Origin of the sequence: Rhodococcus sp. BH4 (genome assembly GCF_002079265.1) — a bacterium.
Classification (GTDB): domain Bacteria; phylum Actinomycetota; class Actinomycetes; order Mycobacteriales; family Mycobacteriaceae; genus Rhodococcus_F; species Rhodococcus_F qingshengii.
The window spans coordinates 183,091-206,278 of sequence record NZ_CP014941.1 but is presented as its reverse complement, the minus strand read 5'-3'; the positions used below and the strand labels follow the sequence as shown (position 1 = coordinate 206,278).

General features: G+C 62.3%; 24 protein-coding genes. 9 read left to right on the top strand and 15 right to left on the bottom strand.

Annotation, left to right across the window (positions count from 1 at the left end; genetic code table 11):
- Nucleotides 1–5: 5 nt before the first annotated feature.
- Nucleotides 6–650 carry a DsbA family protein gene (locus A0W34_RS01000; protein ID WP_054188666.1) on the top strand — a complete coding sequence of 215 codons (645 nt, stop codon included), beginning with the start codon at nt 6–8 and terminating at the stop codon, nt 648–650.
- Here the strand turns inward: A0W34_RS01000 and A0W34_RS00995 are convergent, their stop codons facing one another.
- The 3 genes from A0W34_RS00995 to A0W34_RS00985 are packed head-to-tail and all read right to left on the bottom strand — an operon-like array spanning nt 651 to nt 2,612.
- Nucleotides 651–1,598, bottom strand: a complete 948-nt coding sequence (locus A0W34_RS00995) for a M56 family metallopeptidase (RefSeq protein WP_003944128.1) — start codon at nt 1,596–1,598, stop codon at nt 651–653.
- Nucleotides 1,595–1,954 carry a BlaI/MecI/CopY family transcriptional regulator gene (locus tag A0W34_RS00990; RefSeq protein ID WP_063315268.1) on the bottom strand — a complete coding sequence of 120 codons (360 nt, stop codon included), beginning with the start codon at nt 1,952–1,954 and terminating at the stop codon, nt 1,595–1,597. Before A0W34_RS00990 ends, A0W34_RS00995 begins: the two co-directional genes overlap by 4 nt.
- 28 nt (nt 1,955–1,982) lie before the next feature.
- Nucleotides 1,983–2,612: a M23 family metallopeptidase gene (locus A0W34_RS00985; protein WP_063315269.1), complete on the bottom strand. Its 630-nt coding sequence runs from the start codon at nt 2,610–2,612 to the stop codon at nt 1,983–1,985.
- Between the two features lie 179 nt (nt 2,613–2,791).
- Here A0W34_RS00985 and A0W34_RS00980 point away from each other — a divergent pair, with 179 nt between their 5' ends.
- Nucleotides 2,792–3,718, top strand: a complete 927-nt coding sequence (locus A0W34_RS00980) for a cation diffusion facilitator family transporter (RefSeq protein ID WP_081557197.1) — start codon at nt 2,792–2,794, stop codon at nt 3,716–3,718.
- Nucleotides 3,719–3,872: 154 nt separating this feature from the next.
- Entirely contained in the window at nt 3,873–4,418 is a 546-nt protein-coding gene (locus A0W34_RS00975) for a ferritin (RefSeq protein WP_030535839.1), read from the top strand.
- Here A0W34_RS00975 and A0W34_RS00970 read toward each other — a convergent pair.
- The 4 genes from A0W34_RS00970 to A0W34_RS00955 are packed head-to-tail and all read right to left on the bottom strand — an operon-like array spanning nt 4,415 to nt 7,951.
- Nucleotides 4,415–5,233, bottom strand: a complete 819-nt coding sequence (locus A0W34_RS00970; RefSeq protein ID WP_003944129.1) for an alpha/beta fold hydrolase — start codon at nt 5,231–5,233, stop codon at nt 4,415–4,417. The two genes, A0W34_RS00975 and A0W34_RS00970, sit on opposite strands and share 4 nt — an antisense overlap.
- Nucleotides 5,234–5,286: 53 nt before the next feature.
- Entirely contained in the window at nt 5,287–6,201 is a 915-nt protein-coding gene (locus A0W34_RS00965) for a DUF5926 family protein (RefSeq protein ID WP_003944127.1), read from the bottom strand.
- 11 nt (nt 6,202–6,212) lie between these two features.
- Entirely contained in the window at nt 6,213–6,977 is a 765-nt protein-coding gene (locus A0W34_RS00960) for a glycerophosphodiester phosphodiesterase (RefSeq protein ID WP_042920594.1), read from the bottom strand.
- The gene (locus A0W34_RS00955; protein ID WP_081557196.1) at nt 6,974–7,951 is read right to left on the bottom strand and encodes a DUF4328 domain-containing protein; all 978 of its coding nucleotides are present in this window, start codon (nt 7,949–7,951) and stop codon (nt 6,974–6,976) included. The genes A0W34_RS00960 and A0W34_RS00955 overlap by 4 nt, the downstream gene beginning before the upstream one ends.
- A 415-nt stretch (nt 7,952–8,366) precedes the next feature.
- Between A0W34_RS00955 and A0W34_RS00950 the strand changes: the two genes are divergently transcribed.
- Nucleotides 8,367–10,142 carry a hypothetical protein gene (locus A0W34_RS00950; protein WP_081557195.1) on the top strand — a complete coding sequence of 592 codons (1,776 nt, stop codon included), beginning with the start codon at nt 8,367–8,369 and terminating at the stop codon, nt 10,140–10,142.
- 21 nt (nt 10,143–10,163) lie between these two features.
- The gene (locus A0W34_RS00945) at nt 10,164–11,093 is read left to right on the top strand and encodes an LLM class F420-dependent oxidoreductase (RefSeq protein ID WP_081557194.1); all 930 of its coding nucleotides are present in this window, start codon (nt 10,164–10,166) and stop codon (nt 11,091–11,093) included.
- 15 nt (nt 11,094–11,108) lie between these two features.
- Here A0W34_RS00945 and A0W34_RS00940 read toward each other — a convergent pair whose 3' ends face one another.
- The 3 genes from A0W34_RS00940 to A0W34_RS00930 all read right to left on the bottom strand — a co-directional run bounded on the left by A0W34_RS00940 (nt 11,109) and on the right by A0W34_RS00930 (nt 13,647).
- A complete protein-coding gene (locus A0W34_RS00940; RefSeq protein WP_442971941.1) occupies nt 11,109–11,705 on the bottom strand; it encodes an Rv1733c family protein in 597 nt (198 codons plus the stop codon).
- Between the two features lie 111 nt (nt 11,706–11,816).
- A complete protein-coding gene (gene msrA / locus A0W34_RS00935) occupies nt 11,817–12,530 on the bottom strand; it encodes a peptide-methionine (S)-S-oxide reductase MsrA (protein WP_020905733.1) in 714 nt (237 codons plus the stop codon).
- The gene (locus tag A0W34_RS00930) at nt 12,469–13,647 is read right to left on the bottom strand and encodes an acyltransferase family protein (RefSeq protein WP_165638703.1); all 1,179 of its coding nucleotides are present in this window, start codon (nt 13,645–13,647) and stop codon (nt 12,469–12,471) included. The genes msrA and A0W34_RS00930 overlap by 62 nt, the downstream gene beginning before the upstream one ends.
- A gap of 260 nt (nt 13,648–13,907) precedes the next feature.
- Here A0W34_RS00930 and A0W34_RS00925 point away from each other — a divergent pair, with 260 nt between their 5' ends.
- Complete coding sequence (locus tag A0W34_RS00925; protein ID WP_003944189.1) at nt 13,908–14,531, top strand: superoxide dismutase; 624 nt, start codon at nt 13,908–13,910, stop codon at nt 14,529–14,531.
- Here A0W34_RS00925 and A0W34_RS00920 read toward each other — a convergent pair.
- From A0W34_RS00920 to A0W34_RS00905, 4 genes are all read right to left on the bottom strand, one after another.
- On the bottom strand, nt 14,528–15,877 hold the full coding sequence (locus tag A0W34_RS00920) for a hypothetical protein (protein WP_081557192.1): 1,350 nt from the start codon (nt 15,875–15,877) through the stop codon (nt 14,528–14,530). The two genes, A0W34_RS00925 and A0W34_RS00920, sit on opposite strands and share 4 nt — an antisense overlap.
- A 43-nt stretch (nt 15,878–15,920) precedes the next feature.
- Complete coding sequence (locus tag A0W34_RS00915; RefSeq protein WP_081557191.1) at nt 15,921–17,069, bottom strand: AI-2E family transporter; 1,149 nt, start codon at nt 17,067–17,069, stop codon at nt 15,921–15,923.
- Nucleotides 17,059–17,631, bottom strand: coding sequence for an HdeD family acid-resistance protein (locus A0W34_RS00910; RefSeq protein WP_081557190.1), 573 nt, complete (start codon nt 17,629–17,631; stop codon nt 17,059–17,061). The genes A0W34_RS00915 and A0W34_RS00910 overlap by 11 nt, the downstream gene beginning before the upstream one ends.
- A 156-nt stretch (nt 17,632–17,787) precedes the next feature.
- Nucleotides 17,788–19,137: a DUF1254 domain-containing protein gene (locus tag A0W34_RS00905; protein ID WP_073513201.1), complete on the bottom strand. Its 1,350-nt coding sequence runs from the start codon at nt 19,135–19,137 to the stop codon at nt 17,788–17,790.
- A 165-nt stretch (nt 19,138–19,302) separates the two neighbouring features.
- Between A0W34_RS00905 and A0W34_RS00900 the strand changes: the two genes are divergently transcribed.
- Both A0W34_RS00900 and A0W34_RS00895 read left to right on the top strand, forming a co-directional pair.
- Nucleotides 19,303–19,830: a hypothetical protein gene (locus tag A0W34_RS00900; RefSeq protein ID WP_003944138.1), complete on the top strand. Its 528-nt coding sequence runs from the start codon at nt 19,303–19,305 to the stop codon at nt 19,828–19,830.
- 294 nt (nt 19,831–20,124) lie between these two features.
- The gene (locus A0W34_RS00895) at nt 20,125–20,838 is read left to right on the top strand and encodes a TMEM165/GDT1 family protein (protein WP_019746358.1); all 714 of its coding nucleotides are present in this window, start codon (nt 20,125–20,127) and stop codon (nt 20,836–20,838) included.
- A gap of 3 nt (nt 20,839–20,841) precedes the next feature.
- Here A0W34_RS00895 and A0W34_RS00890 read toward each other — a convergent pair whose 3' ends face one another.
- Nucleotides 20,842–21,876 (bottom strand): Lrp/AsnC family transcriptional regulator, encoded by a 1,035-nt coding sequence (locus A0W34_RS00890; RefSeq protein WP_081557189.1) that lies wholly within the window; start codon nt 21,874–21,876, stop codon nt 20,842–20,844.
- A 99-nt stretch (nt 21,877–21,975) separates the two neighbouring features.
- Here A0W34_RS00890 and A0W34_RS00885 point away from each other — a divergent pair, with 99 nt between their 5' ends.
- Nucleotides 21,976–23,184: an MFS transporter gene (locus A0W34_RS00885; protein WP_081557188.1), complete on the top strand. Its 1,209-nt coding sequence runs from the start codon at nt 21,976–21,978 to the stop codon at nt 23,182–23,184.
- The last annotated feature ends 4 nt before the right edge of the window (nt 23,185–23,188 follow it).

Genomic DNA, 23,188 nt, shown 5'->3' with positions numbered 1-23,188 from the left:
GAAGCATGAAGATATCCGCCGCCCTGATCGCGGTGTTCGCGGTAGCACTGATCACGTTCATCACCGTCGATCCGATTCGGGCAGACAACGAGAACGCCGATCGGGCAGCACAATCCACCGCCGTCCTCACCGACGACGCGTACCGATTGACCTCGGCCGCCGACGGCAAGGTGAACCTGGTCGAGTTCCTCGACTTCGAATGCGAAGCCTGCCTCGCGCTGTACCCGACGATGGAGCGGATCAGAGCGGAGTACGAGGGTCGAATCACGTTCGGCATCAGATACTTTCCGATTCCGAGTCACACCAACAGCACTCTCGCGGCGCAGGTCGTCGAATCCGCATCTCGCCAGGGCAAATTCGTCGAGATGTACAAGCAAATGTACGAGACGCAGTCGCAATGGGGTGAATCCGCCGAATCACAGGAGGCGCTGTTCCGTTCCTACGCACAAGATCTCGGACTTGACATGGCCCGATTCGAATCCGACCTCGGCAGCCGCGGCGTCCGCGAGCGGGTCGAGCGCGACTTCGAAGAAGGCCGACGCCTCGGCGTCCAAGGTACTCCGACGCTGTTCCTCAACGACGTGAAGCTGGACCAGATGCCGAGCTACGAGCAGTTGAAAGCCCAGATCGATTCGGCCTTGGGAGAATGATCAGGTCAGAACAGCGCAGATCCCCGCGGAGACGGCCACCGTCACGGCTGCGGCAACGGCCGTCGTGACAGCGGCCGGCGCACAGGCCGCCACCGCGCAGGTCAGTCGCCGAGGCGACGCCACGTCGCCGTCGACCAGGGAACTCAATCGCACCGCGGTCGCGCTGCCGCGATCGCTCAAGCTCCAGTCCGGCTGAGGAAGCGGCGATTTCGACACCACGGCAAGGGCGGAACGCACCGCAGCCGGGCTGGTGACGCGAGCGGCGTGTCTGTCCGCCGACAGTTCGACGATCGCGCCGACGGCAGCGGGTGCCGCCGCGAACAACGGCACTCGCGGAAGAACAGCGGCCAAGACTTCGCACGCACCGACAATTCGGTGATGACCGCCGCTCAGGTGTGCACGCTCGTGCGCGAGGACAGCATCACGCTCGCCTCCACTGAGAGCGGATGACAAGCCTTGCGTCGCAACAACAAATCCAGGCTTTCCGGCGACGCTGTACGCCATAGGCAGCGGATGATCCAACCACAACACGTCGGACTCCGAGTTGTCGCGGCGCGCGACGATCGAGAGAACATCACGATGGAAATCTCGGACCCTCGCGTGCTCACGTGCCTGCTTGCGGCCGGCCAGCACGATCCGAACGGCGATCACACCCACCACAGCAACGGCTGTGCCGGTGATCAGTTCACCCACCCATGAACTCGTGCCGTGCGCGAAGGCGCTGAAACACCGAGCGATACCGTCGACCAGCCCCTCGACCGGCGCGTGGCTCGGCCACACCAGAACCAAGACCGCGGAGAGAGCGAGATACAAAGCCGACGCCATGCTGCCGAGCCACGCCGCGAGCAGCACCGCCGGTGACAACGCCGAGGAAACGGCTCGCAACACTCTCGGAACCAGGAATCCCACGAGCATCGCACCGAGAAACATCGGCAACGCCAATGTCATTGCACACCTTCCCCGGAAAGACCCCGGCGCAGGGCCTCGTTCTCGGCATCTGTCATGGTCTTGGCGAAGTGCAACAGCACGGCAGCGGAATCGGAACTGCTGTCCAACAATTCGCGCAGCGCTCTGGATGTGGCCTCTTCACGGCTGCGACTCGGCCGATAGAAGTAGGCGCGACTCTTCTTCTCACGACTCACCCAGCCCTTGTCAAAGAGATGCGTCACGACGGTCAGGATCGTGGTGTACGCAAGTTGTCGACGCTCACCCAGGATCTCGACCAGATCCTTGACCGAGAGCGCGTCGTCGGACTGCCAGAGCACATCCATGACCTCGGCTTCGAGTCCGCCCAGCCCCTGCATTGCTCCTCCATCGCGTCGTGACAGAACTTCAGTCGCCCGTGGTCTTCTCCCCGAACGACACGCCCCGGGAATTCAGGTACGCGAGCGGATCGGTCTTCTGTCCGTCAGGTTGCCACACCTCGTAGTGCAGGTGTGGTCCTGTCGATTGTCCACGATTGCCCACGGTCGCGATCAGCTCACCCGCCCGCACCTTCTGACCCGCAACCACGAGCGCCTCGTTGATGTGTCCGTAGACGCCGACGGTCCCGTCGTCCTGCTGGATGCGGACCCAGAGCCCGAATCCCGCGGCGGGACCGGATTCGAGCACAACACCGTCGGTCGCCGACACGATGGGCGTTCCGATCGCGTTCGCGATGTCGAGACCGTAGTGGGTGGTTCCCCACCGTGGACCGAAGTTGGACGTCATCGTCCCGCTGACGGGGGCCATCACCTGTGGCTTTTCGGCCTCGTACACCAGCGCCGCTCGCTCGGATTCGAGTTGTCGCGTCTTGCCGAGTTGTTCGGCTATTCCGGCAAGATCCGTCGACCGGACAAGGTCGAGGATCTCCGGCGCCGACACCGCAGATACATCCTCGACTACGACCGACGGCGGCGACGCGTGCCCGATGGAAGTGCCGGACGCGAGGATTGCACCCGTCGCCACGGAAACCGCGGCCATGCGCCCGCCGGGTCTGATCGGCTCGGATTTTCGATGTCTTCCCACTTCTCGGTCCTCGCGTCGATGACAAATGAAGGTCTACGCCGCCACCTTACAACTATGTTGCATAGTTTTTAAGACATGCACTATTGCGCATATATGCATATGTGTCTAGGCTGGCGTCGACGAAAGGACCTTCGATGTCACACGGACACGGGCACGGAATCTCCCCCGCCGAGGCTGCGACCAGCAACAGCGGCAAGCATGTCAACAAACTGTGGATCGCCGCCGGCCTCGGGTTGGTGACCTTCGTGCTGCAGGTGACGGTCGGCCTCTTCACCTCGTCACTGGCCCTGCTCTCGGACTCGGCGCACGTGTTCACAGACATCTTCGGCATCTTCATGGCGCTCGCCGCGATCCTCGTCGCACAGCGTGCCGCCCGGCGCCCCGACCGTACTTTCGGCATGTACCGCACGGAAGTGTTTGCGGCACTGGCCAATGCGATCCTGCTCTTCGCAGTCGCCGGGTGGGTGCTTTACGAGGCCGCCAGCCGCTTCACGGATCCGCCCGAGGTTCCCGGCCTTCCCGTCGCGACAGTCGCCGTCGTCGGTCTGGCGATGAACGTCATCGCCTTCCTCATGCTGCGCAGCGGCGCGAAGGAAAGCATCAACATCCGCGGCGCCTACCTCGAAGTCATGGCGGACATGGTCGGGTCCATCGGCGTCCTGGTCAGCGGCTTGGTCACGCTCGCGTTCGGTTGGCGCTACGCCGACCCCGTCATCGGCGTCGCGATCGGCCTCTTCGTCTTGCCACGTGCCTTCAACCTGGGCCGCCACGCCGTTCGCATCCTCCTCCAGCAGGCTCCCGACCGCATCGACGTCACCTCGATCATCGAGAAGATCAACGCTCTGCTGGGAGTCGTCGACGCGCACGATCTGCACGTCTGGACACTCACCTCGGGGATGGAAGTTGCTTCCGTTCACGTCACCGCGGTCAGTGACGCCGATCCCACAACGGTGCTCGCAGCAACCCGAACCTTGCTTGCCGAGGAATTCGAACTGGGGCACGCCACCGTACAGGTGGAACTACAGGGAAGCGACGGTAAATGCGCGGAACTCGCCTGGTGAAATGGACATTCCTAAATGAAACATTCGAATTCACCGGGCTCGATAACCTCACCGAATTCGAAGAAAAATTAGGTCTTCTTTAGTTTGGGAACGCTTACCACAATAAGGTCATACTGGGATGACAGGGCCTCTGACCTGCACTATCTTGGAATTCATGACTTCTGGGGAGACTCACATGACCAAATTCCACGCACTACTCCGAGACCAGATTCGCAACGAGTTCAACGCTTCGCATCAGTACATCGCGACAGCGGTTTACTTCGACAATGCGGATCTGCCACAGCTGGCAAAGCACTTCTACAAGCAGGCTGTGGAAGAGCGTAACCACGCCATGATGATCGTTCAGTATTTCCTCGATCGCGACATCAATGTCGAACTCACCGGCGTCGACGCCGCGAAGGCCGACTTCAAGGATGCCCGCGAGCCCATCGCTCTCGCGCTGACGCAGGAGAAGACGGTCACCGAGCAAATCGTCCAGCTCGCGAGCACTGCCCGCGAAGAAGGCGACTACCTCGGCGAGCAGTTCATGCAGTGGTTCCTCAAGGAGCAGGTCGAGGAAGTTGCAAGCATGACAACACTTCTCACCATCGCGGACCGCGCAGGCGCCAACCTGTTCGACCTCGAAGACTTCGTGTCCCGCGAGATGAGCACCGTCGGTGACACCACCGGTGCACCGAGCGCAGCCGGCGGAACCATCTAGCCTGCAGCACTCACGGATTTTGCCCTCGAGCCGAACGGTTCGCTTCCTGCCAGCAGGATCGAACTGATCAGCTCGGGGGCATCTGTCATCGGTACGTGCCCAAGGCCGGGCAGAACCATCAACTTTGCCTGCGGGAACGGCTTTTTCACGCGCTGCGCCTGATACACGGGCAGGATGAGATCGCGTCGACCCCACGCAACCGTCACCGGCACAGTGGGATCCACGATGGGCGGCAGCACGAAGTCCATCTCGAGACCGAGATCGACGAGTTCGTTCGACACGAGCGAACGGCAGTCGGCCAACGCCGCCGCATAACCGACATGACTCGGATGAGCGAAGAACGCGGCGAGCGCCGGATAGCGAATCAGCTTGTACCGCAATGCGCGTGGCAATCCGTCACCCATGAGCTTGGCCGTGCCGCGCAGTGCACGGAACGTGTTGATCGCTCGCACCTGATCGAGGTGATTGACAAAGAACCCGGCCGGCGAAAGAGCTGTCGCCGACGCGACATCTCCGCGCGCTGCCAGCGAGAGGGCAATCCAGCCGCCGAGGGAGTTTCCCGCGACGTGGGCACGCTCCCCCGCCGGCGTCACTTCCTTGACGAACTCACTGACATCGTCGATCAGCTGTCCCATGACGTCCGGACCGAGTTCGGGCAGCAGCGACTCTCCGTGACCCGGCAGGTCGACGGTGACGACGCGGCGGTACGGCGTCAGCTGGTCCAAAAGCGAATCCCACGCCTGCCGTCGATGGACGATGCCATGGACGAGCACAAGCGTGGGACCACTACCGGAGATGTCATGCGACAAGGTCATGTCACCAACATTAACCGTAACTTCGCGTAACGCCTATAGTTCGGGCGAAAAAATCAGCGCAGCGTGACCTGACGACCACGAAGTCCGTCGCGCGAGCGAAGCTCGGCCGAGGTCAGCGGAGCATCGACGGCCAGAGCCTCGGCAAGACGCTCACCGAGCTCGACGGTTGCCGCTACCCACTCGTTTGCATGCTTTTCGCGGTCGAGGTCGAAGACGGGAACCAACAGGCCGTGGGTGCGGAACGAGCCTGCGTAGCGCGAGCCCTCACCCAGATGCAGTCCACCGGTCGCGTGCACGCGCGCCAGCGCGAGCATCAAGTCGTCTTCGCTCTCGGGACGAACCCAACGCAGGTGCGCCTTCTCGCCGGCGTCGACCCACCACGCGGCAACCAGGCCGTCGCCTTCGAGGCGTGCAGAGGGCATGATCGCCGAGTTGGCGTGCTGCACGGTGGCGGCAACCTCGGGATCGGTTTCGACGCCCTCGGGGATCCACCAGTTGAAGTTCTGGTGCACGGTGATGTCGAGCAGGGCCGAGGGATCGACGACAGCGGTGACTGCGGGGGTCTCGGAATCGGGGTTCGCGGCAGAAAGCGCGTCGCCGGGGGCCGCGTCCTTGATCCAGTTCACCGAAGCGGCGAGGTCTGCGCCGAGGTCGGCCGAGTGCGCCTGAACCTGGACACCGACAAATCCGGTGGCCGTCTCGCCCTCGTCGCGGACGAGTGCGGCAACAGCGCCGGGGAGGACCGTTGCCAACGTGACGGGACGGTCGGAGCCGATGACCGGCAACGGAGCCGTGGCGGACGGAACGAATTCACGCAGCGCGACCAGATCGCACTCGGCGGCAAGGCCCTCGAACGGGCGGCTGACTACGCCGGCAGCGGCTTCACGCTCTGCTTGGCGTGCCGCCAGCTTCTCTGCGCGTGCGCTGCCCTGCTTCGGTCCACTGTTTCTTTTGCTCTTCTTGGCCACGAGGGCAAAATCTACACGCTGCCCAGCCATTGCTTCGTGCGCCCGGGATGGTTGGTGGCAACCCAACTGACCCCGAGCTCACGACACAGGTCCACATCCGCCTTGTCGTCGACGGTCCAGCAGTACGTCGCGCGACCCGCAGCAGCGGCCCGATCGACCAGATCGGGATGTTCGCGCAGTGCCTTGATCGACGGCCCGATCGCCGTAGCGCCCACAGCCGTCGACGCACCGCCGCCGAGGTACCGCGACGCGTCACCGAGCAGGACCGTCGGCAGCAGCGGTGCCGAACGACGCACTCGCCACACCGCACTCGCCGAGAAAGACATGACGACAGCGCGCGAGTGATCGGCCGACGGCGGTGACGCGATCCCGAAGCGGTGCAGTTCCGCCAGGAGTTTGGCTTCGACCAATCCGCCGAACCTCACGGGGTGCTTGGTCTCGATGAACAGCTTCACCGGGCGCGCAAAATCCAGAGCGAGGGTGATGAGATCGGAGAGAGTCAGCAGTTCGGCCGGTTCGCTCGTCGACCCGTAGTCCAGAGCGGTCAGCGAATCGAGCGTCATCTCGCTGACGATCCCCGTCCCGCTGGAGGTGCGGTCGACCTTGCGGTCGTGAACGCAGACCAGGTGTCCGTCGCGGGTGAGCCGGACGTCGCATTCGAGCCCGTCGGCACCCTCCTCGAGGGCCAGTTCGTAGGCGGCGAGGGTGTGCTCCGGCCGCGCAGCCGACGCACCTCGGTGCGCAACGACGAGTGGACCTCGACGATCTGGGCTCACAGGGCAGCGGTCTCCTTCTCGTCCAGCACCGTCTTCTCGTCCAGCACCGTCTTCTCTTCCAGCACCGAGCGCGGCACTGGCACCCACCGGGTTTCCGATTCCGGTTCACCGCGCCAGCTCTTGCGCTCGATCCGGCGGATCACGACGAGTGTCAACGCCGCGGTGACGGCAGCGATCAGTGCGATGAAAGCGTTCAGCAGAACCCCGTCGGCCATTGCCTGAATCCCCGGGCGTGATCGCCAGTACGCGTTGACCACCAGCAGCAGAGCGCTGAATCCCCAGAAGCCCCACCAGATCTTGACCAGCAGGGTTCCGCGCGGATCGCGGCGGACCAACTCGAAGAGATAAACGGCCGGCATCACCAGGTTGAGGATCGGCACAGCGCAGCCGACGACAACTTCCGACGCTGTGCGTGGATCGGATTCCCGGACACCTGCGAAGTGTTCACGACGCCGACGAAGCAGCCAGCACACAGCGGCGATTGCCGCGAAGACCGAGATCAGCAGTCCACCCAACTGAGTGAAGTACACGGCGGCGTCGGAGACCGTGAGCAGCGGCTGCGGGATCAGCCTGGTGCGGTTGCGGACCAGGATCGCGTATCTGCCCAGTTCGGCGAACACCGCCAGTCCGTAGAGGATCGTTGCGAGCGTCAGCAACGGCCCGACTCGGTCGGCCATCCGGTCCGCTCGCGAGGGCGGCACCGGTGAGGTGTCGACGACGTCCTGGAGTCCCCACTGCGGGACAGCGTCGTAGCGCGGAGTGGAGAAGCTACGACGCACTGGTGCGTCCCCCACGCCGCGGGGGTCGGACGGGGAGCGCGCGATCCAGCGGAAGCCACGGCGGTTGGGCGGTTGGTAGATCTCGGTGCGGGTGGGGATCAGCAGGACGCCGCTGCAGCGCGGACACCACTGCGTCGGGCCGCCGACGACAGGCCAGCGTGCGGCGCACCGGGCGCAGACCTGAACGACACTCACAACTTCGATTCTGTCACGCCGTATCGGTAACGGCAGCAAATGGATTCACTCCCGATTTGTGATCGAACCTCCACCGCGTTCACCTGCATTGTTCGAATAATGTGACCTCCGCCACTTAAAAACTCGAGTTATCCACAGTTTCCACAGGTTCATCCACAGTTCTGGATGAATGAATCGGGCTTTATCCACAGGTCACGGGCAAGACCCTGAGAATTTGCTGACAGGTGTTAGCGAACGATGCACAGGCTCGAGGATGAATTTGACACCGCAGGTCAGTGAACTTTCGGGCGTCGACGTCATTTATCCCGGCAAAGTTCACAATCCATTCAGAAATTGCTCCCGAAAAGACAGAAAAGACCGGTATCCCCTTTTTATGAGAAGTCGGTTTTTGACACACCTGGAAGCATGACCGTCGATGACTTCTCCACAGCCCGAGCCAACTCTGACGTTCACCCCGAGACGGGTCACGCAGCTCGCGTTCGTGTTGATCGGATGTCAGCTCGTCATTCGCGTCTGGGTTGCCGCGAGCAATTACTTCTACTGGGACGACCTCATCCTGATGGGCCGCGGAGGACGCTTCCCGCTCTTCTCGAGCGAACTCCTGCTCTACGACCACGACGGTCACTTCATGCCCGCGGCCTTCTTCTTCACCGGGTTGATCGCCCGTATCGCGCCGTACAACTGGGCGCTGTCGGCAACGCTGCTCGTCATCGGTCAGGCCGCCGCGTCGTTGGCGCTTCTGCGCACTCTTCGGTTGGTCCTCGGCCGGCGACCGGCACTGTTGATTCCGCTGCTCCTGTATCTGTTCGTCCCGCTGACACTTCCGGCGTTCTCGTGGTGGGCAGCCGCGCTCAATGCATTGCCGCTCCAGATCGCGCTGGCCTGGGCATGCGGCGACGCGATCAAGCTGTACCGCACCGGGCAGGTGCGCTACGTGTTCTCGGGCACCGCGGTTTTTGTCGTCTCCTTGCTGTTCTTCGAGAAAGCAGTACTCGTTCCGTTCGTCGCACTCGCTTTTCTGGTGCTGTACTTGCGCACACAGGGTGAAGGAACGCCGATACGAAGTGCGGTCACGAAGTGCCGACTCCTGTGGACGGCCTGCGCCGCCGTGCTCGCGATCTGGATTCCGGTGTATCTGACAACTGTCGAATCTCCGATCACCGGATACGGCCGTTCGATGTCCACCGAACTGCTGCATCACGGAACGTCTTTGGGGATGCTTCCCACTCTTCTCGGCGGCCCCTGGCGCTGGGAGCGGTGGATCCCCAGCCCCGCCTGGGCCGATCCGCCGACGCTCTTGGTGGTCGCAGCCTGGGCCGCGCTGCTGACGACGGCCGTGATGACAGTGCGTGCCCGACGCGGCGCTGCCTGGATCTGGGCTGCCGCGGCGCTGTACTTCCTGGCCTCAGTGGTGGCGATGACCGCTACCCGATCCGACGCCGACACCACTTACGAGTTGGCGCAGACCTTGCGTTACTTCACGGATTCGGCGACGGTGTTCGCCCTCGCCGCCGCTTTGATTCTCGCTGCGCCTCGGCGACGTCCGGCCCGTATACCCGTCGCAGTCGCCGCCGGCCTGTCAGTGCTCTTCGTGATCAGTTCGCTCGTCTCGACCGTCACGTTCGTCGACATCTGGCGCGAGAACCCGACCCGCGACTACCTCGCGAACGCGCGAATGTCGTTGTCACAGAATCAGGATGCTCCACTGCTCGAGCAACCCGTCGCGATCGAAGTGCTCCTTCCCGTCGCCTTTCCGAACAATTTGGCAAGCAACGTTCTCGCGCCGCTGCCTGATCGCCCCGAATTCTCTTCCAGCACTCCGATTCTGCGCGCCATCGACGACAGCGGTCAGATCGTCGATGCCGAAGTGACCTGGACGAGAAGGATTCCCGAAGGAACGGCGCCGAACTGCGGCACCCGTGCCGAAGGCCCGACCGAGCTCCCCCTCGACGGCCCCCTGGCCGGCTGGGAATGGACGGTTCAGCTCAATTACCTCGCCAGCGCCGACGGAACGATCGATGTTGCGTTGGAGTCCGGCGACGCAGTATCCGTACCCGTCACCCAAGGTTTGCACTCGGTGTTCGTGCGCCTGGTCGGCCACGGAAACAGCGTGAAGATCACGCCGACAGCGCCGGGACCGACCCTGTGTTTCGGCGCCGGACAAGTCGGTGCCGTCGTCCCGACCAAGTGAAATAGTGGCAGAGTAGAACTCATGGAGCTGCGTATATTCACCGAACCCCAGCAGGGCGCTACCTACGAACAACTACTGACTGTTGCCCAGACCGCCGAAAAACTCGGCTACGGCGCATTTTTCCGCTCGGACCACTATCTCGCCATGAATTCCGACGGCCTTCCCGGGCCCACCGACGCGTGGATCACGCTCGCCGGAATCGCCCGCGAAACATCCACCATCCGCCTCGGCACTCTGGTGACGTCGGCTACGTTCCGTCACGCCGGACCGCTGGCCATCTCGGTCGCACAGGTCGATCAGATGAGTGGTGGCCGCGTAGACCTCGGCATCGGTGCCGGCTGGTACGAGGAAGAGCACCAGGCGTACGGCATCCCGTTCCCGGCGCTCAAGGATCGCTTCGAACTGCTCGAGGAAACTCTCGACGTCGTGACCGGTCTGTGGCGTACGACGGTCGGCGACACGTTCGACTACGACGGTAAGCACGTGCAGATCAAGAACTCTCCCGCGCTTCCCAAACCGCACCAGGTCGACGGTCCGCCGATCCTGATCGGTGGCACAGGCAAGAAGAAGACTCCGGCGCTCGCCGCTCGGTTCGCAAACGAGTTCAACATCCCGTTCAAGTCCCTCGAGGAAACGAAGGACATCTTTGCGCGGGTTCGTCAGGCTTGCGTCGAGCACGAGCGCGATCCGAACGAATTGGTGTACTCCAACGCTCTCGTCCTGTGCTGCGGCCGCGACGAGGCGGAGATCAGGAAGCGCGCCGAGGCTATCGGACGCGACGTCGACGAGCTACGTGAGAACGGTCTGGCCGGAACACCTTCGGAGCTGGTCGACAAGATCGGCACTTTCGCCGAGGCCGGTTCACAGCGCGTGTATCTGCAGACTCTCGATCTCGCCGATCTGGATCATCTCGAACTCGTCGCAAGCGAGGTCATGCCCCAACTGCAGTAAGGAATGGGCCGGGATCTACAGCGCGTTCGCGTCGAGGAACGCGCGTAGGTCTCGGTCCCACTGGGCCGAGCGGGAACGGTCGAGAAAGACGCGCACCAGCATGAAAGCGATGACCAGCAGCGACATCACGCTGAACCAGGTGAAAACCCCGGTCACCACGGCTGCGACGTCGGCAGCGCTCTGAGTGATCGGAGCTACGGTCTTGTCGCCCTGATCATTGACGTAGATGGGGACCTCGGTGCCGGCGGGCGTCGCCGAGTCGACAGTGACATCACCCGTGCGAACCTGGCCGTTCCAGTTCCACTGCGCGCTGGCCATTTCGGTGGTCGGCGCAATGTAATCGGCTGTCGAGGCGGTGGTCTGCGTCGAATCTGCTGTCGTCGTCGCCGAAATACTGTGTAATTCGGCGGATTGTTTGGCGATCAGTGCGTTCTGGCTCGAAGCAGTCGCAGCCCCTGCCCATACCGCGAGAGGCAGGAGAAGAATCGCGAAAATGATCAGACCGAAGGACATGAACCCTTCGATCCGATCACTGCGGCGAACCATCGGATCGTGGCCTACATGAATTGTGCGTCGGAGCAGCGACGCAGTTCCTCGCGTACTACCTGACATTGTGAGCTCAGTTCTCTCGACGACACACTCTTACATCGAGATTCCCTTTGTTTCCATCTAGTTGCAAGTGTTAACGAGCTGAATCACATGTGTCCTCCAACACCTGTCCAGTTATTCGCTCGGCGGAAGGATGTCCGTCTGCGCCGGAACCTGATCCTGACGGAGCAATCCGACCGGGCAACTGACGCCCGTGGCATGCACCGGGCAGTAACCGCCGGGATTCTTCGCCAGATACTGCTGGTGGTAATCCTCCGCGTAGAAGAAGTCGCGCAGCGGACCGATTTCGGTGGTGATCGCTCCATATCCGGCTTCGGCAAGCCGTTCACCGAAAGCGACGGCCGACGCATGAGCGATTTCTTCCTGCTCCGCGGACGTCGTGAAGATCGCCGAACGGTACTGCGAGCCCTGGTCGTTACCCTGACGCATCCCCTGCGTCGGATCGTGGTTCTCCCAGAAGTGCGCCAGGATCTGCTCGTAGGAGATCACTGCGGGATCGAAGACCACCAGCACGACTTCGGTGTGACCCGTACGTCCGGAGCACGTCTCTTCGTACGTCGGGTTGGGCGTGAAGCCGCCCGCATAACCCGCAGCGGTCGTGTACACGCCGGGAAGCTGCCAGAACTCCTTCTCGGCGCCCCAGAAACAACCCATTCCTACGACGACGGTCTGCAGTTCGGCCGGAAACGGCGGCGTCAACGGATGCCCGTTGACGTAGTGCGCGGTCGGAACCGGCATTTTCTGCTCTCGGCCCGGGAGTGCGTCCTCAGGCGCGATCAGCGTGGATTTTGCGGACGCTCGTCCCAGAATATCGTCGTACCAGCTCATGCTTCGATGCTACGCGCGAGCGACTGTTTCGCCACGCCGTGATCGCCCGGGCGCCGGGCAACTCCACCCACCGGTAGCCGATTTCTGCTACCGCGGCCGTGGCCAGAAGGAAGAGCGCAAACGCCAGCGTCGGTCCGACGTACAAAACAGTGTTCTCGACGACGCGGTACAGGATCAGGGTGTGCACGAGATAGATGACGTAACTACGCGTCGAGAGCCACTTCACGACCGGCCAGCGCGTCGGGACGCCGTCGTAGCGGCCGATGAGAACTACCGCTGCGGCGACTACCGAAATGGTCCACAGATAGTGCTCACCGGCCCAGTAGACGCGGAACTGGGTCGCCACGATGATGACGTGCATCTGGACGAGGACGGCCGCGATCAGCCAGCGGCCGGGAGCGAGCTTCGCCCACGCGAGGTACATGATCTGGCCGAGGAAGACGGCCGGCAGCGTCGCGGCGATCTTGGACAGCATCGGCACGGTGTACGGCAGCGGCGCGTAGACGTTGTAGAGCAGCACCAGCGAGCACAGCGCACCACCGGCGAGCGGCATGACGATCGGTCGCAGCCGCAGTATCGGGCGAGCCGCTACACATGCGAGATAAAAGAGGAATTGAACGGTGAGTGTCCAGGTCACTCCCAGAACTGCTACCTCGGGCTTGAGAAAGAATCCGCCGAGAAAAAAGCTCATCAACGCTTCGGTATCGGAAATACCTTCCTGACCGCTGAACATTCCGTTGATTCCGAGGCGGACCAGAAGAATGGCAATCGCGGTCGCCACCCAGAATGCGGGCAGCAGTCGACTGAATCGGTTGGTCAAGAACTTTCCGGGGCCGTCGCGAATCGCGGATCGCGTCACCAGAGCACCGGTAAGCATCATGAATACTGCGACGCCGACAAAAGAGAGGTGCTGGTTGAGTTCGGCAGGCTCGATCAAAACGCCGTAGACGACGTCGATCACCCACCAACCCGAGCCGAGATCGTCGATGACGTAGAAAGAGATGTGGGAGTAGATCACGGCGGCAACCGCCAGGGCTCGCAGCAGGTCAGCGCCCGGAAGATTCACCCGAGGCGCGGCCGCCTCTGGTGATTCCGGGAGGAAAACTGGTGCGGGCATCGCGCAAGTTTAAGGTTCCGTTCACCTTTACGACGAATTTGCGCATATTAGCTTACCCTTAGGTCGGGGCAAGTTCGGTTTCCCAAACTTTATTCTTTGGTGATTACTACCTGAGCCGGACTGTTGCGGACGGTGTACGAATGTTATTGGGTGGAAACCCGAAGAATGATTTGCACATACGCGAGTGACGTCACGCCGTGACCGGTGATCGACGCACTCTAAAGCACCAGGGCTCACCAGCCCGCAAAGAAGGGACCCTCGTGTCTGTTTACACGCTGCCGGAACTCCCCTACGACTACGCAGCCCTCGAGCCGCACATCTCGGGCAAGATCATGGAGCTGCATCACGACAAGCACCACGCGGCTTACGTTGCCGGTGCCAACGCTGCACTCGAGAAGCTGGCCGAGGCTCGTGAGAACGACACCATCGCAGCGCAGGCCAACCTGCTCGAGAAGAACCTGGCGTTCCACCTCGGTGGCCACACCAACCACACCGTTTTCTGGAACAACCTCAGCGCTGACGGTGGCGACAAGCCCGAAGGTGAACTCGCCGCAGCGATCGACGACAACTTCGGTTCGTTCGATCTCTTCCGCGCTCACTTCTCCGCGAACGCCAACGCCATCCAGGGCTCCGGCTGGTCCATCCTCGCGTGGGACTCGATCGGACAGCGTCTGATCATCGTCCAGCTCTACGATCAGCAGGGCAACATCTCCATCGGCCTCACGCCGCTGCTGCTCCTCGACATGTGGGAGCACGCTTTCTACCTCGACTACCAGAACGTCAAGGGCGACTACGTCAAGGCATTCTGGAACATCGTCAACTGGAACGACGTTTCGGCTCGCTTCGACCGTGCACGTACCCAGACCGCAGGTCTGATCGTCTAGTCACGCTCTTCTTTCGAACGGCGGCGCCTCACCAGGGGCGCCGCCGTTCGTGTCAGCAGAGCACCACCGAGCAGGACCGTCGTGGCTCCGAAGACCAATGCCAGTGTGCGAGTTCCGGAGTCACCGCTGCTCGCGGTGGTCTGATTCACGGCCACCGGATCCGACAGCACCGAGGTCAGCTGAACCTGCTGCGGGGTGGTCATCGCGGGAATACCGGATTTTGCGCCGTCGAGGCCCGTGACCAGTGACTTGGCGATTCCTTGCAGCGTCGTGAATCCCTGGGTGATCTGATCGGTCACGTCACCGAGCATCTGCGGCGCCTGATCAGCGATGGGAATGAGGCCGTCGTTCAATTGTCCGGCAGCACTGCTCAGTTGATCGCTCGCGCCTTGCAGCTGCCCGACAGCGGTGCGGACTAGATCACCGAGCTCCGTATCGGGCCCGACCGAGCCACCCAACAGCGCCGGAACGGTGCCCAATTGCGCATTCAGCGCACCGAGATCCGAACTCACACCGGCCAGTTGCGCTGTCACGTCAGGCGGGATAGGAAGGCCGTTCAGCGCAGTCTGCAGCGTGTCGATTCGTGTCTTCAGTTCCGCGGTCGAGGACGACGCCTCCCCAAGCGTCAGGCCCAGTGAGTCCGCGCGCGTGGCCAGCTCTTCCGTCGACCCCGACGCCTGATCGACAACACCGGACACCTGATCCGCGACGCTCATCAGCTCCAACGCCCCGGACCGTGCGGTCTCGAGGTACGGCAGCAGAGTGCCTGCGCCTGCTTTCACCTGATCGATGGACTTTCCGGCCTCGTTGGTTCCGGCGACCAGAATCTGCGCGGTGGTGAGGTTTTGATCGATCGAGCGTCTGGCGGCCGACGTCTGAGCCAGCAGGCCCTTGATGCCGTCCGCGCCGACCTGCGCCGACACGGCCCGAGTCAACTCGGCCGCCTTCTCCGAATCCGAGCCCTTCACCTCGAGGTCGACGCTCGCCTGCCGTGGATCCATGCCGAACATCGACGCGACGGTTTCGCTGAAGTCCTCCGGCACGGTCAACGTCGCGAAGTAGTTCCCGCCGGGGTTGTCGACCACTTGGAAGTCGAAGTCTTCGTTCTTGCCCAACGTGTCCACCAGCGTGTCGCCGGCCCGAAGTTCCTTGCCGTCGAGCGTGGTTCCCGCGTCGGCGTTCACGATCGCGACGGTGTTCGAGGTGTCGGCACCGCCCGCGAAGATCACGAACCCGATCCCCGCCACCGCAGCCGCGACGATCGCGGCCACACCACCGACTGCCAGCCGTCGACCGAGTCGTGACGGCCGGCGATGGGAGTTTTCTGTGGTGTTCTCGGCGCTCATGGGCGAGACGATAAAGCAACAACTTGTAGAAACACTGAGAGCCCTAGCCTGCGGGCGTGGCCGGCTTCTCAGACTCCTCTGGTTCCTCCTTCGGCATGTCCCGAGGGCCACTGATCAGGATGTCGGCCCAGCGCGTGGCTGGGTCGATATCGAGCAGGACGGCCTTCACCAACAACGAGAGCGGGATCGCCAACAGCGCTCCGAGCGCCCCGAGAACCCACGACCAGAAGACAAGTGAGAGGAACGTCATCGTCACCGACAGTCCGACGGCGTCGCCGACGAACTTGGGTTGGATGATGGACTGGATCACGAAGTTGATGACGGAGTAGACGACGATCACCCACAGCATCAGCCACGGCCCGCCCTGCAACAGTCCCAGGAGCGCCGGTGGAATCACGCCGATGACGAACCCGATGTTGGGGATGTAGTTGGTGATGAAGGACAGCAACGCCCACAGGACGGGCAGCTGAATGCCCATGAGCCACAGCGCGCCACCGTCGAGTACCGCCACGATGAGACCGAAGACCGTCGAGACCACCAGGTATTTGCGAGTTCCGGCGGCAAAGGTGGAGAGCGCGTAGGAGATTTCGGGACGTTGCTCGGACAACACATGCAACCGCGAGCGGATGCTCATGCCGTCGAAGGCCATGAACAGCAACAACGCGAGAATGAACACCAGATCCGACAGGATGCCGAGCAGGCCCTCCAGCCCGCTTTCGAGTACGCCCACAACCTTCGTGAGATCGACACTGCTGAGCGTGCTTTGGATCTGTTCGGTGCTCACTCCGAAGTCGGCCAACTTGTCGCGGCCCTCGTTGAGGAGGTTGGTCATCTCCTCGGAGTACTGCGGCAGGATCGTCGCCAACTGGGCCGTCGACACGACCAACGACGCCGCCAACCCGAGCAGGATCAAGTACACGGTGACCAGTGAGCCGAGCATCCCGACCCACTTGGGCCACCCTCGGCGCTGTGACCAATCCTGAATGGGCTGAACGGCAATCGTCAGCACCAGGGCCAGGAATACCGGTCCGAGGATGCCGCCGAACACCTTCATTCCGCCGACGGCGACCACGGTGGCGGCAATACCGAGCAGGACGATCAAACCGCGCGGGATCGACCAGTTCTCGCTACCGGACAGCGTGGGGATCGGAGTGGGAGCCTCGACGGCCGGCTTTCCCTTCTTAGAGAACACCGGCTTCCTTTGCCCGGCTCCTGATCTGGAATGCTCCCACGATCATGAAGAGGCCGAACAGGATTGCGTACCAACCCAACAACCAGATGAGGCTGATGATGCCTTCGCCGGGCGCGATGAGAAGAATGATGCCGAAGATGACAGCAAGCACCGATGCGGCGAGCAACCATCCCCAACTGGATCCGGGCAGCGCCTTCATCTTGAAGGCGCCGGCAATTCCGAAGATTCCGAACATGATGGCGTAGAAGGCAATTATGTACAGCAGCACCAGCGCAGTGATGCCCGGCCAGACCAGCGCGACGATGCCGGCTCCGACCGAGACGACGCCCGTGAACACCCACCAACCCCACGAGCTCAGATGCTCGCGGTCCCGGATGGCGCGAACTATCGTGATCAAACCGTCGGCGATGGAGTAGATACCGAACAGGAAAACCAAGGCCACCACGGTAATTCCCGGCCACACGAGCGCGATGATTCCGAAGATCACGCCGAAGATTCCGCGGATCAGGATCATCCACCAGATCTCTTTGCCGTACTGCACGAACGGATTCTGCGTGACCATCAGTAGCCTCCGAAACAAGCGGGTGTCTCTGACCGATTCAACAGCTCTTCAAACAGGGCAGTACCGACAGATCGTATGACTCTTGTGACCTTTCCGCCCATCGAAACGCGCGGCTGATACCGAGTTGTGCTCTTCGGGTACGAAGCGAGGGGACTTTCAGCCTGCTTCTCGAATACTTGCTTCTCGAATACCGGGCGCAGTCCACGATCCCGACAGCACTGCCGCCTTCGGCCAGTACAGGCGCAGAAAGACGTTGAAGTCGCCGGACGGAGCCGGCAGCCAGTTCCGCTCCTTCTCACCACCAGGGGATTCGTGCTGGAGATAGATGTCGAGGGAACCGTCGTCGGCAAACACCAGATCGCTTCGATCGCCAATCGCGTATCGGTCGATCGGGTTGTCCACGAAGAACTGCCGCTCGTTCATCATCGTGAGCGACCAGAAGCCCTCGACCGGTGGCAGCTCGTCCTTCTCGAAGTGCAGGACGTACTTCTTCGCCCCGGTCAGCGGCTTCCCGTCGACGTCCGTCGTGGCATGCGGGTACACGGCATCAGCGTCGAGATTGGCCCCGAAACCGAGCCAGACGATCAGAGCCCGCTGAGCGTAATGGGTTCCGTAGTGCCCCAAGCCGCGGTGCATCGTCCAGCCGTTCTTCGGACTGCCCTCGGCCTCTTCGGCGATCTCGCTCAGCACGTCCATACCGGTTCGCGCAGCTCTATCGAGGGCATCACGTACCTCCTGCGGACGCGACTTCCAGGGCAAGGAGGAGCCGATTCCTATGTCGGACAGTTGTTTCATCATCTCGGTGTCCTCCGGACGCGGAGGATTGTCGTCGAGAAGTGCGTCGAGTCTGGTGAAGAATGCCTCGCCGTCCATGGCGGCCACCTGGTCCACCGGCGGCGTCCGCGTGTCGACGGCAGGGTTCACCGGCATTTCACCGGGCGTGTAGTCCTGCGGGTCACCCGTCCACTCCGACAGAGGAGTGAGTCGCGTCCGGTCCTGCAGGCTGTGCACTTCTGCCAGGTCCGTTCCCCCCGACGTCGCGTAGCGGGCGACTATCCAGTTCATCGCCGTCGGAGACCGCAGCAGCGTCAAACCCTTGGGCACGTTGCCTTTCCAATTCGGCCCGGCCACCAGGTACGGTCCCCCGGTCCGCCCGACTGTCCGAGATCCCGGAACCGTGAACACGTCGCTCCACGCGTCGAGGATGGGGACCAGCCAGTACCGGGTGCCGAAGTCCGGCAGTGAGAGCACCTGCGGTTCCGTCGACACGTCCAGCCACCCCGACGAGTAGAGAGTGTCCGCGTTGGGCGAGACGACATCGGTGAAGGTCGCATCGGGCGTCGTACGCGCGTAGGCGAACTGGTTGAGCGGGGCTTTCATCGCCACCGGCGAAGGCACCGCCGTCATGACGTCCCGCGATACCGCAGCAATCAACAGGGGATATCCGAAGATCCACGCCTGCGTTGCCAGGTCTTCCAGCCGAGAACGGTTCTTCGACAGAGTCATGCCTGCGCATACCACCGCCCTCACCAGCGCAAACCTGGCTGGCACTCTCCCTCTCTTGTGTGCCAGTACCGAATGGGTGCATATTTCGATTACCCAACGAGGTGTGCCGGACCGACGCATGCGCGTCTGCCCGAGATTTGCCCCAGCACCGAGGGAGGAACAGAAATGAACAGAAACGAAGCAATAGGCATTTCTCCGTTCCAAGCCGCTGGGTCTTTGCAGGGGTTCGTCATTTCCGGTCGTTGGCCGGACACCACCCAGGAGTGGGCGCAGCTTCTCGCATTGGCTGTCCGCGTGGCCTCGATGCCAGGTTTGTTGCCGACCACGACGGTCTTCGGGGTCCGTGAAGACGTTCCCGAAGATCCGCAGCCGGGCACCGTCGGTCTGGTGGTCGCCGAAGGTCCGGTACTCGGCGATTTCGCCTTGACACCCGGCCGTTTCTCCGACCATCAGCCACCGGCGCTGATCATGCTGCACCCACCGTCGGAAACCACGCCCAGCCTGCCGGAATGCGAGGGCAGCGCGTCGGGGTGCGTACTGCTGCCAGGCCTTCCCTATCTGGGTTTGGAGCATCGTGCGGCGTGGGTCGAGGCTGAGCCGGACGGCACAGTCGTCTCCATGATCAGTCGTGTCGGCATCGATCCGATCAGCGATCCCGACACCGCTGTTTTGGCCATGCTCCTCGCCTCGTGACGGCCCCGGTAAGCGATAAGTTCGGACTCCCAAACTTGCTGTGCGCTTTGCCAATTCGTTTCAGGCGCGCTAACGTGGGCAGCAACGAAGGGGAGTAGCCCCCAATCGCCCGTGTCGACATACTGGTTCGACGCGCTCCGCCTGGTGCGGATCGCGAAGCACCCGGCCTGGCGAACCGAAGGTCCTGTGGCCTCGGTGGGCGAGACCTTCGGCCGGACAAGCGCACCCACTGCGCCTGCCCAGGCCGGAGGCTCGCATTTTTCCTCCGACCTACACCGACCGGAGGAGTAAATCTTGCTTGCCGCAATACTTTTGAGTTTCGGCGTCATTTTTGTCGCAGAACTCGGTGACAAGTCCCAACTGATGGCAATGACGTTTGCCTTGCGCTATCGCTGGTGGGTCGTCCTCGGCGGAATCACCGTCGCCACCACCCTTGTTCACCTCGTCTCGGTCGCCGTCGGCCACTACCTGGGCGTCGCCCTCCCCACCGCGGCGATTTCCATCGTCGGCGGTATCGCTTTCCTGATCTTCGGCCTCTGGACCTTGCGCGGTGACGATCTCACCGACGACGAGCAGAACAAGGCCGGTCGCGTCACGCGATCCGCCTTCATCGCCGTCGCCTCGGCCTTCTTCCTGGCAGAACTCGGCGACAAGACCATGCTCGCCACCATCACCCTTGCGACTGACAACGACTGGATCGGCGTCTGGATCGGGTCGACGGTAGGCATGGTGGCGGCCGACGCTCTCGCCATCATCGTCGGCTCGGTGCTGGGCAAGCACCTTCCGGACGGATTCATCAAGATCGGCGCCGCGGTGCTGTTCTTCGTCTTCGGTGTCTGGCTGCTGCTCGAGGGCATCTTCCCCGACTCGTCGGCCGGCATCATCGGCGGTGGCGTTGTCCTGGCAGTGTCCGTACTGGGTGCGCTGGCACGGATGATCTGGAAGCGCTCCCGTGCGACCGACTCCGATACACACCTCGTCGACGACAATCGGACGCCGATCGACTGACGCTCAACGAATAACGTCGCCGGCGCCCCAAATTGCGACCGGGACATGACCTTCCGCCACTCCGCTCGGTCCGAGTAGCTGCCCGAACCGCTTCATCGGGTACAGCGAGACACGTCGATCGAGGATCCGCACACTACCGATTCGGCGGAGTCGATCCTCGACGACAAGACTCTGCGCGAGGCTGCTCAGCCACACGCTGATCAACATGTTCGCTGTTCCGGTAGTCGCCACCAACAATCTGATCTCCGGCCAACTCGACACAAGATTGCCGAGTTCGTCGGTGGAACCGTCCACAGCGACATCGAAGATCACTTCGAACGGTGAACCGACAGCCTGTTGCGAGACATCGCAGCGGAAAATCAACTGTCGCGATGCAGTCAGCTGGGCCAAGCGCCGTCGAATCGCAGTCTCGTTCGTTCCACAAATCGCGGCGAGACGCGCATAGCTGGCACGTCCGTCACGGCCGAGCGCCTCCAACAGGGCACCGTCGGACTCGCGGAACTCTGTCGGATCTGCCGGCACCGCAGCGCCCTTTGTCGATGCCGTTGCCAGCTGAGCCCGACCCGCTTGCCCCAGAGCGCCCGGCTCCCAGCTGAACCCGTCCCGGTACACCTTCACCCCGACCCGGCTTCTGATCGACAGAATTCCAGGATCGGCGGCAAGGTGCTCACACACCAGGGCGTCCAGACTCTTGTGGTCGGCGGCCACGACTCCGACGAAATACTCGTACTCGCCTTCCGTCCTGGCCAACAGATAGGCACAGGAGAGTTGACGTAACAGCTCCCCCACGTCGGCAACGGAATCCTGTGTGGTCCTGATCAGGAGATAGCCGAATATGTGGGTTCGACCGATTGCGACCGCGTTGACCCACGAATGACCGTTCGAGACGAGGCGACGCCACCGGCGGGCGATCGTCGTCGAATCCCTGTCGAGCACTGACGACAACTGCGTCCACGACGCGCGGGGGTTGAGCTGAAGTGCATTGATGATCTCCAGATCAGATTCCGCGATCACGAATGTGTCGGATTCCGGCTTCATTGGGCCAGTATTGCCGGATTACTGCATTCTGGTCGGTGATCCCTGCCTGTTTGCCAAAGATGTGTGAATCACTTCACAGGTTCACCACTTGGAGGCCCAGTGCTTCGCTCCACCAAAGTCACGGTCGCGTTGCTGTTCGTCGCGTACGCGATCGACTACATAGATCGGCTGGCGATCAACCTCGCTCTCCCCTTGCTCGGTGAGGAGTTCGATCTCGACTACTCCCAGCGTGGATTGATCATCTCCACGTTCTTCATTGCATACACGCTGGCCCAACTGCCTGGTGGACTGCTCGCCGATCGATACGGCGCAGTCCGGATGGCTCTGATCGGGTTGGTGGCGTGGAGTGTCTTCACCGGCCTCACTGCCCTTGCCTGGTCGTTCGGGACGCTTCTGATTGTTCGCTTTCTCTTCGGTCTCGCGCAGGGCGTGTTTCCGGCCGCTGCAGTAAAGCTCGTTGCCGAGCGGAGCGTCCCGGAGCAACGTGCCACTGCCACAGGATGGATGAACAGTTCCAACGCCGTCGGTACGCTTCTCGCCATCGTTGTTGCGGCAGCTCTTCTCCCGTTGATCGGCTGGCGTGGGATGTTTCTGGCCGTCGCGGCGCTCGGTGTACTCTCGCTCGTCAGCATCAAGTTGTGGCTCCCGCCGGCACTTCCGGCGGAGAACGACCACGGTCCGGATTCCTCCTGGGACAACATGCGCACCGTACTTCGCTCCCGCGCGATGTGGCTCTTCGCCTTGATGTTCTTCGGATACGACTTCGTGATCTGGGGGATGTCGTCGTGGGTGCCGTCGTACCTCCATGACGAACGTGGAATCGCCCTCTCGAGTGCAAGCCTCCTTCTCATCCCGGCTACCGTGGTGGCCGCCGTGACCACCGTCTTCGGCGGGCGAATCTCCGATCGGCTGGCTGGCAACAGTCGTGTCGTCGTGGTGCCGTCCATGCTCGCGTGCATCGTGATGCTCGTTTCGATTCCTTTCGTCTCCAACACGGCCTTGTTCGTCGTTCTCGTCACCCTCGGATCTGCCGCTGCCTCTTTCGCTTTCATGCCGTGTTTTGCACTGCCCCTGCGGGCTCTGCCTTCTTCGGTGGTCGGGGCCGCGTCGTCGATGATCATTTTCGGCGGCATGGTCGCCGGAATAGTCGCACCGCTTGTATTCGGATTCATCGTGGACCATCTCTCCTGGTCAGCGGCGTTCGTATCGCTCGCACTCGGGCCCGTCGTGGCGATCGTCGCGGTCATGGCAGCACCACAAACCCGGGAAAAGATGCTGAACCTGGTGCAACTGAAAACCGCCAACTGAAAGA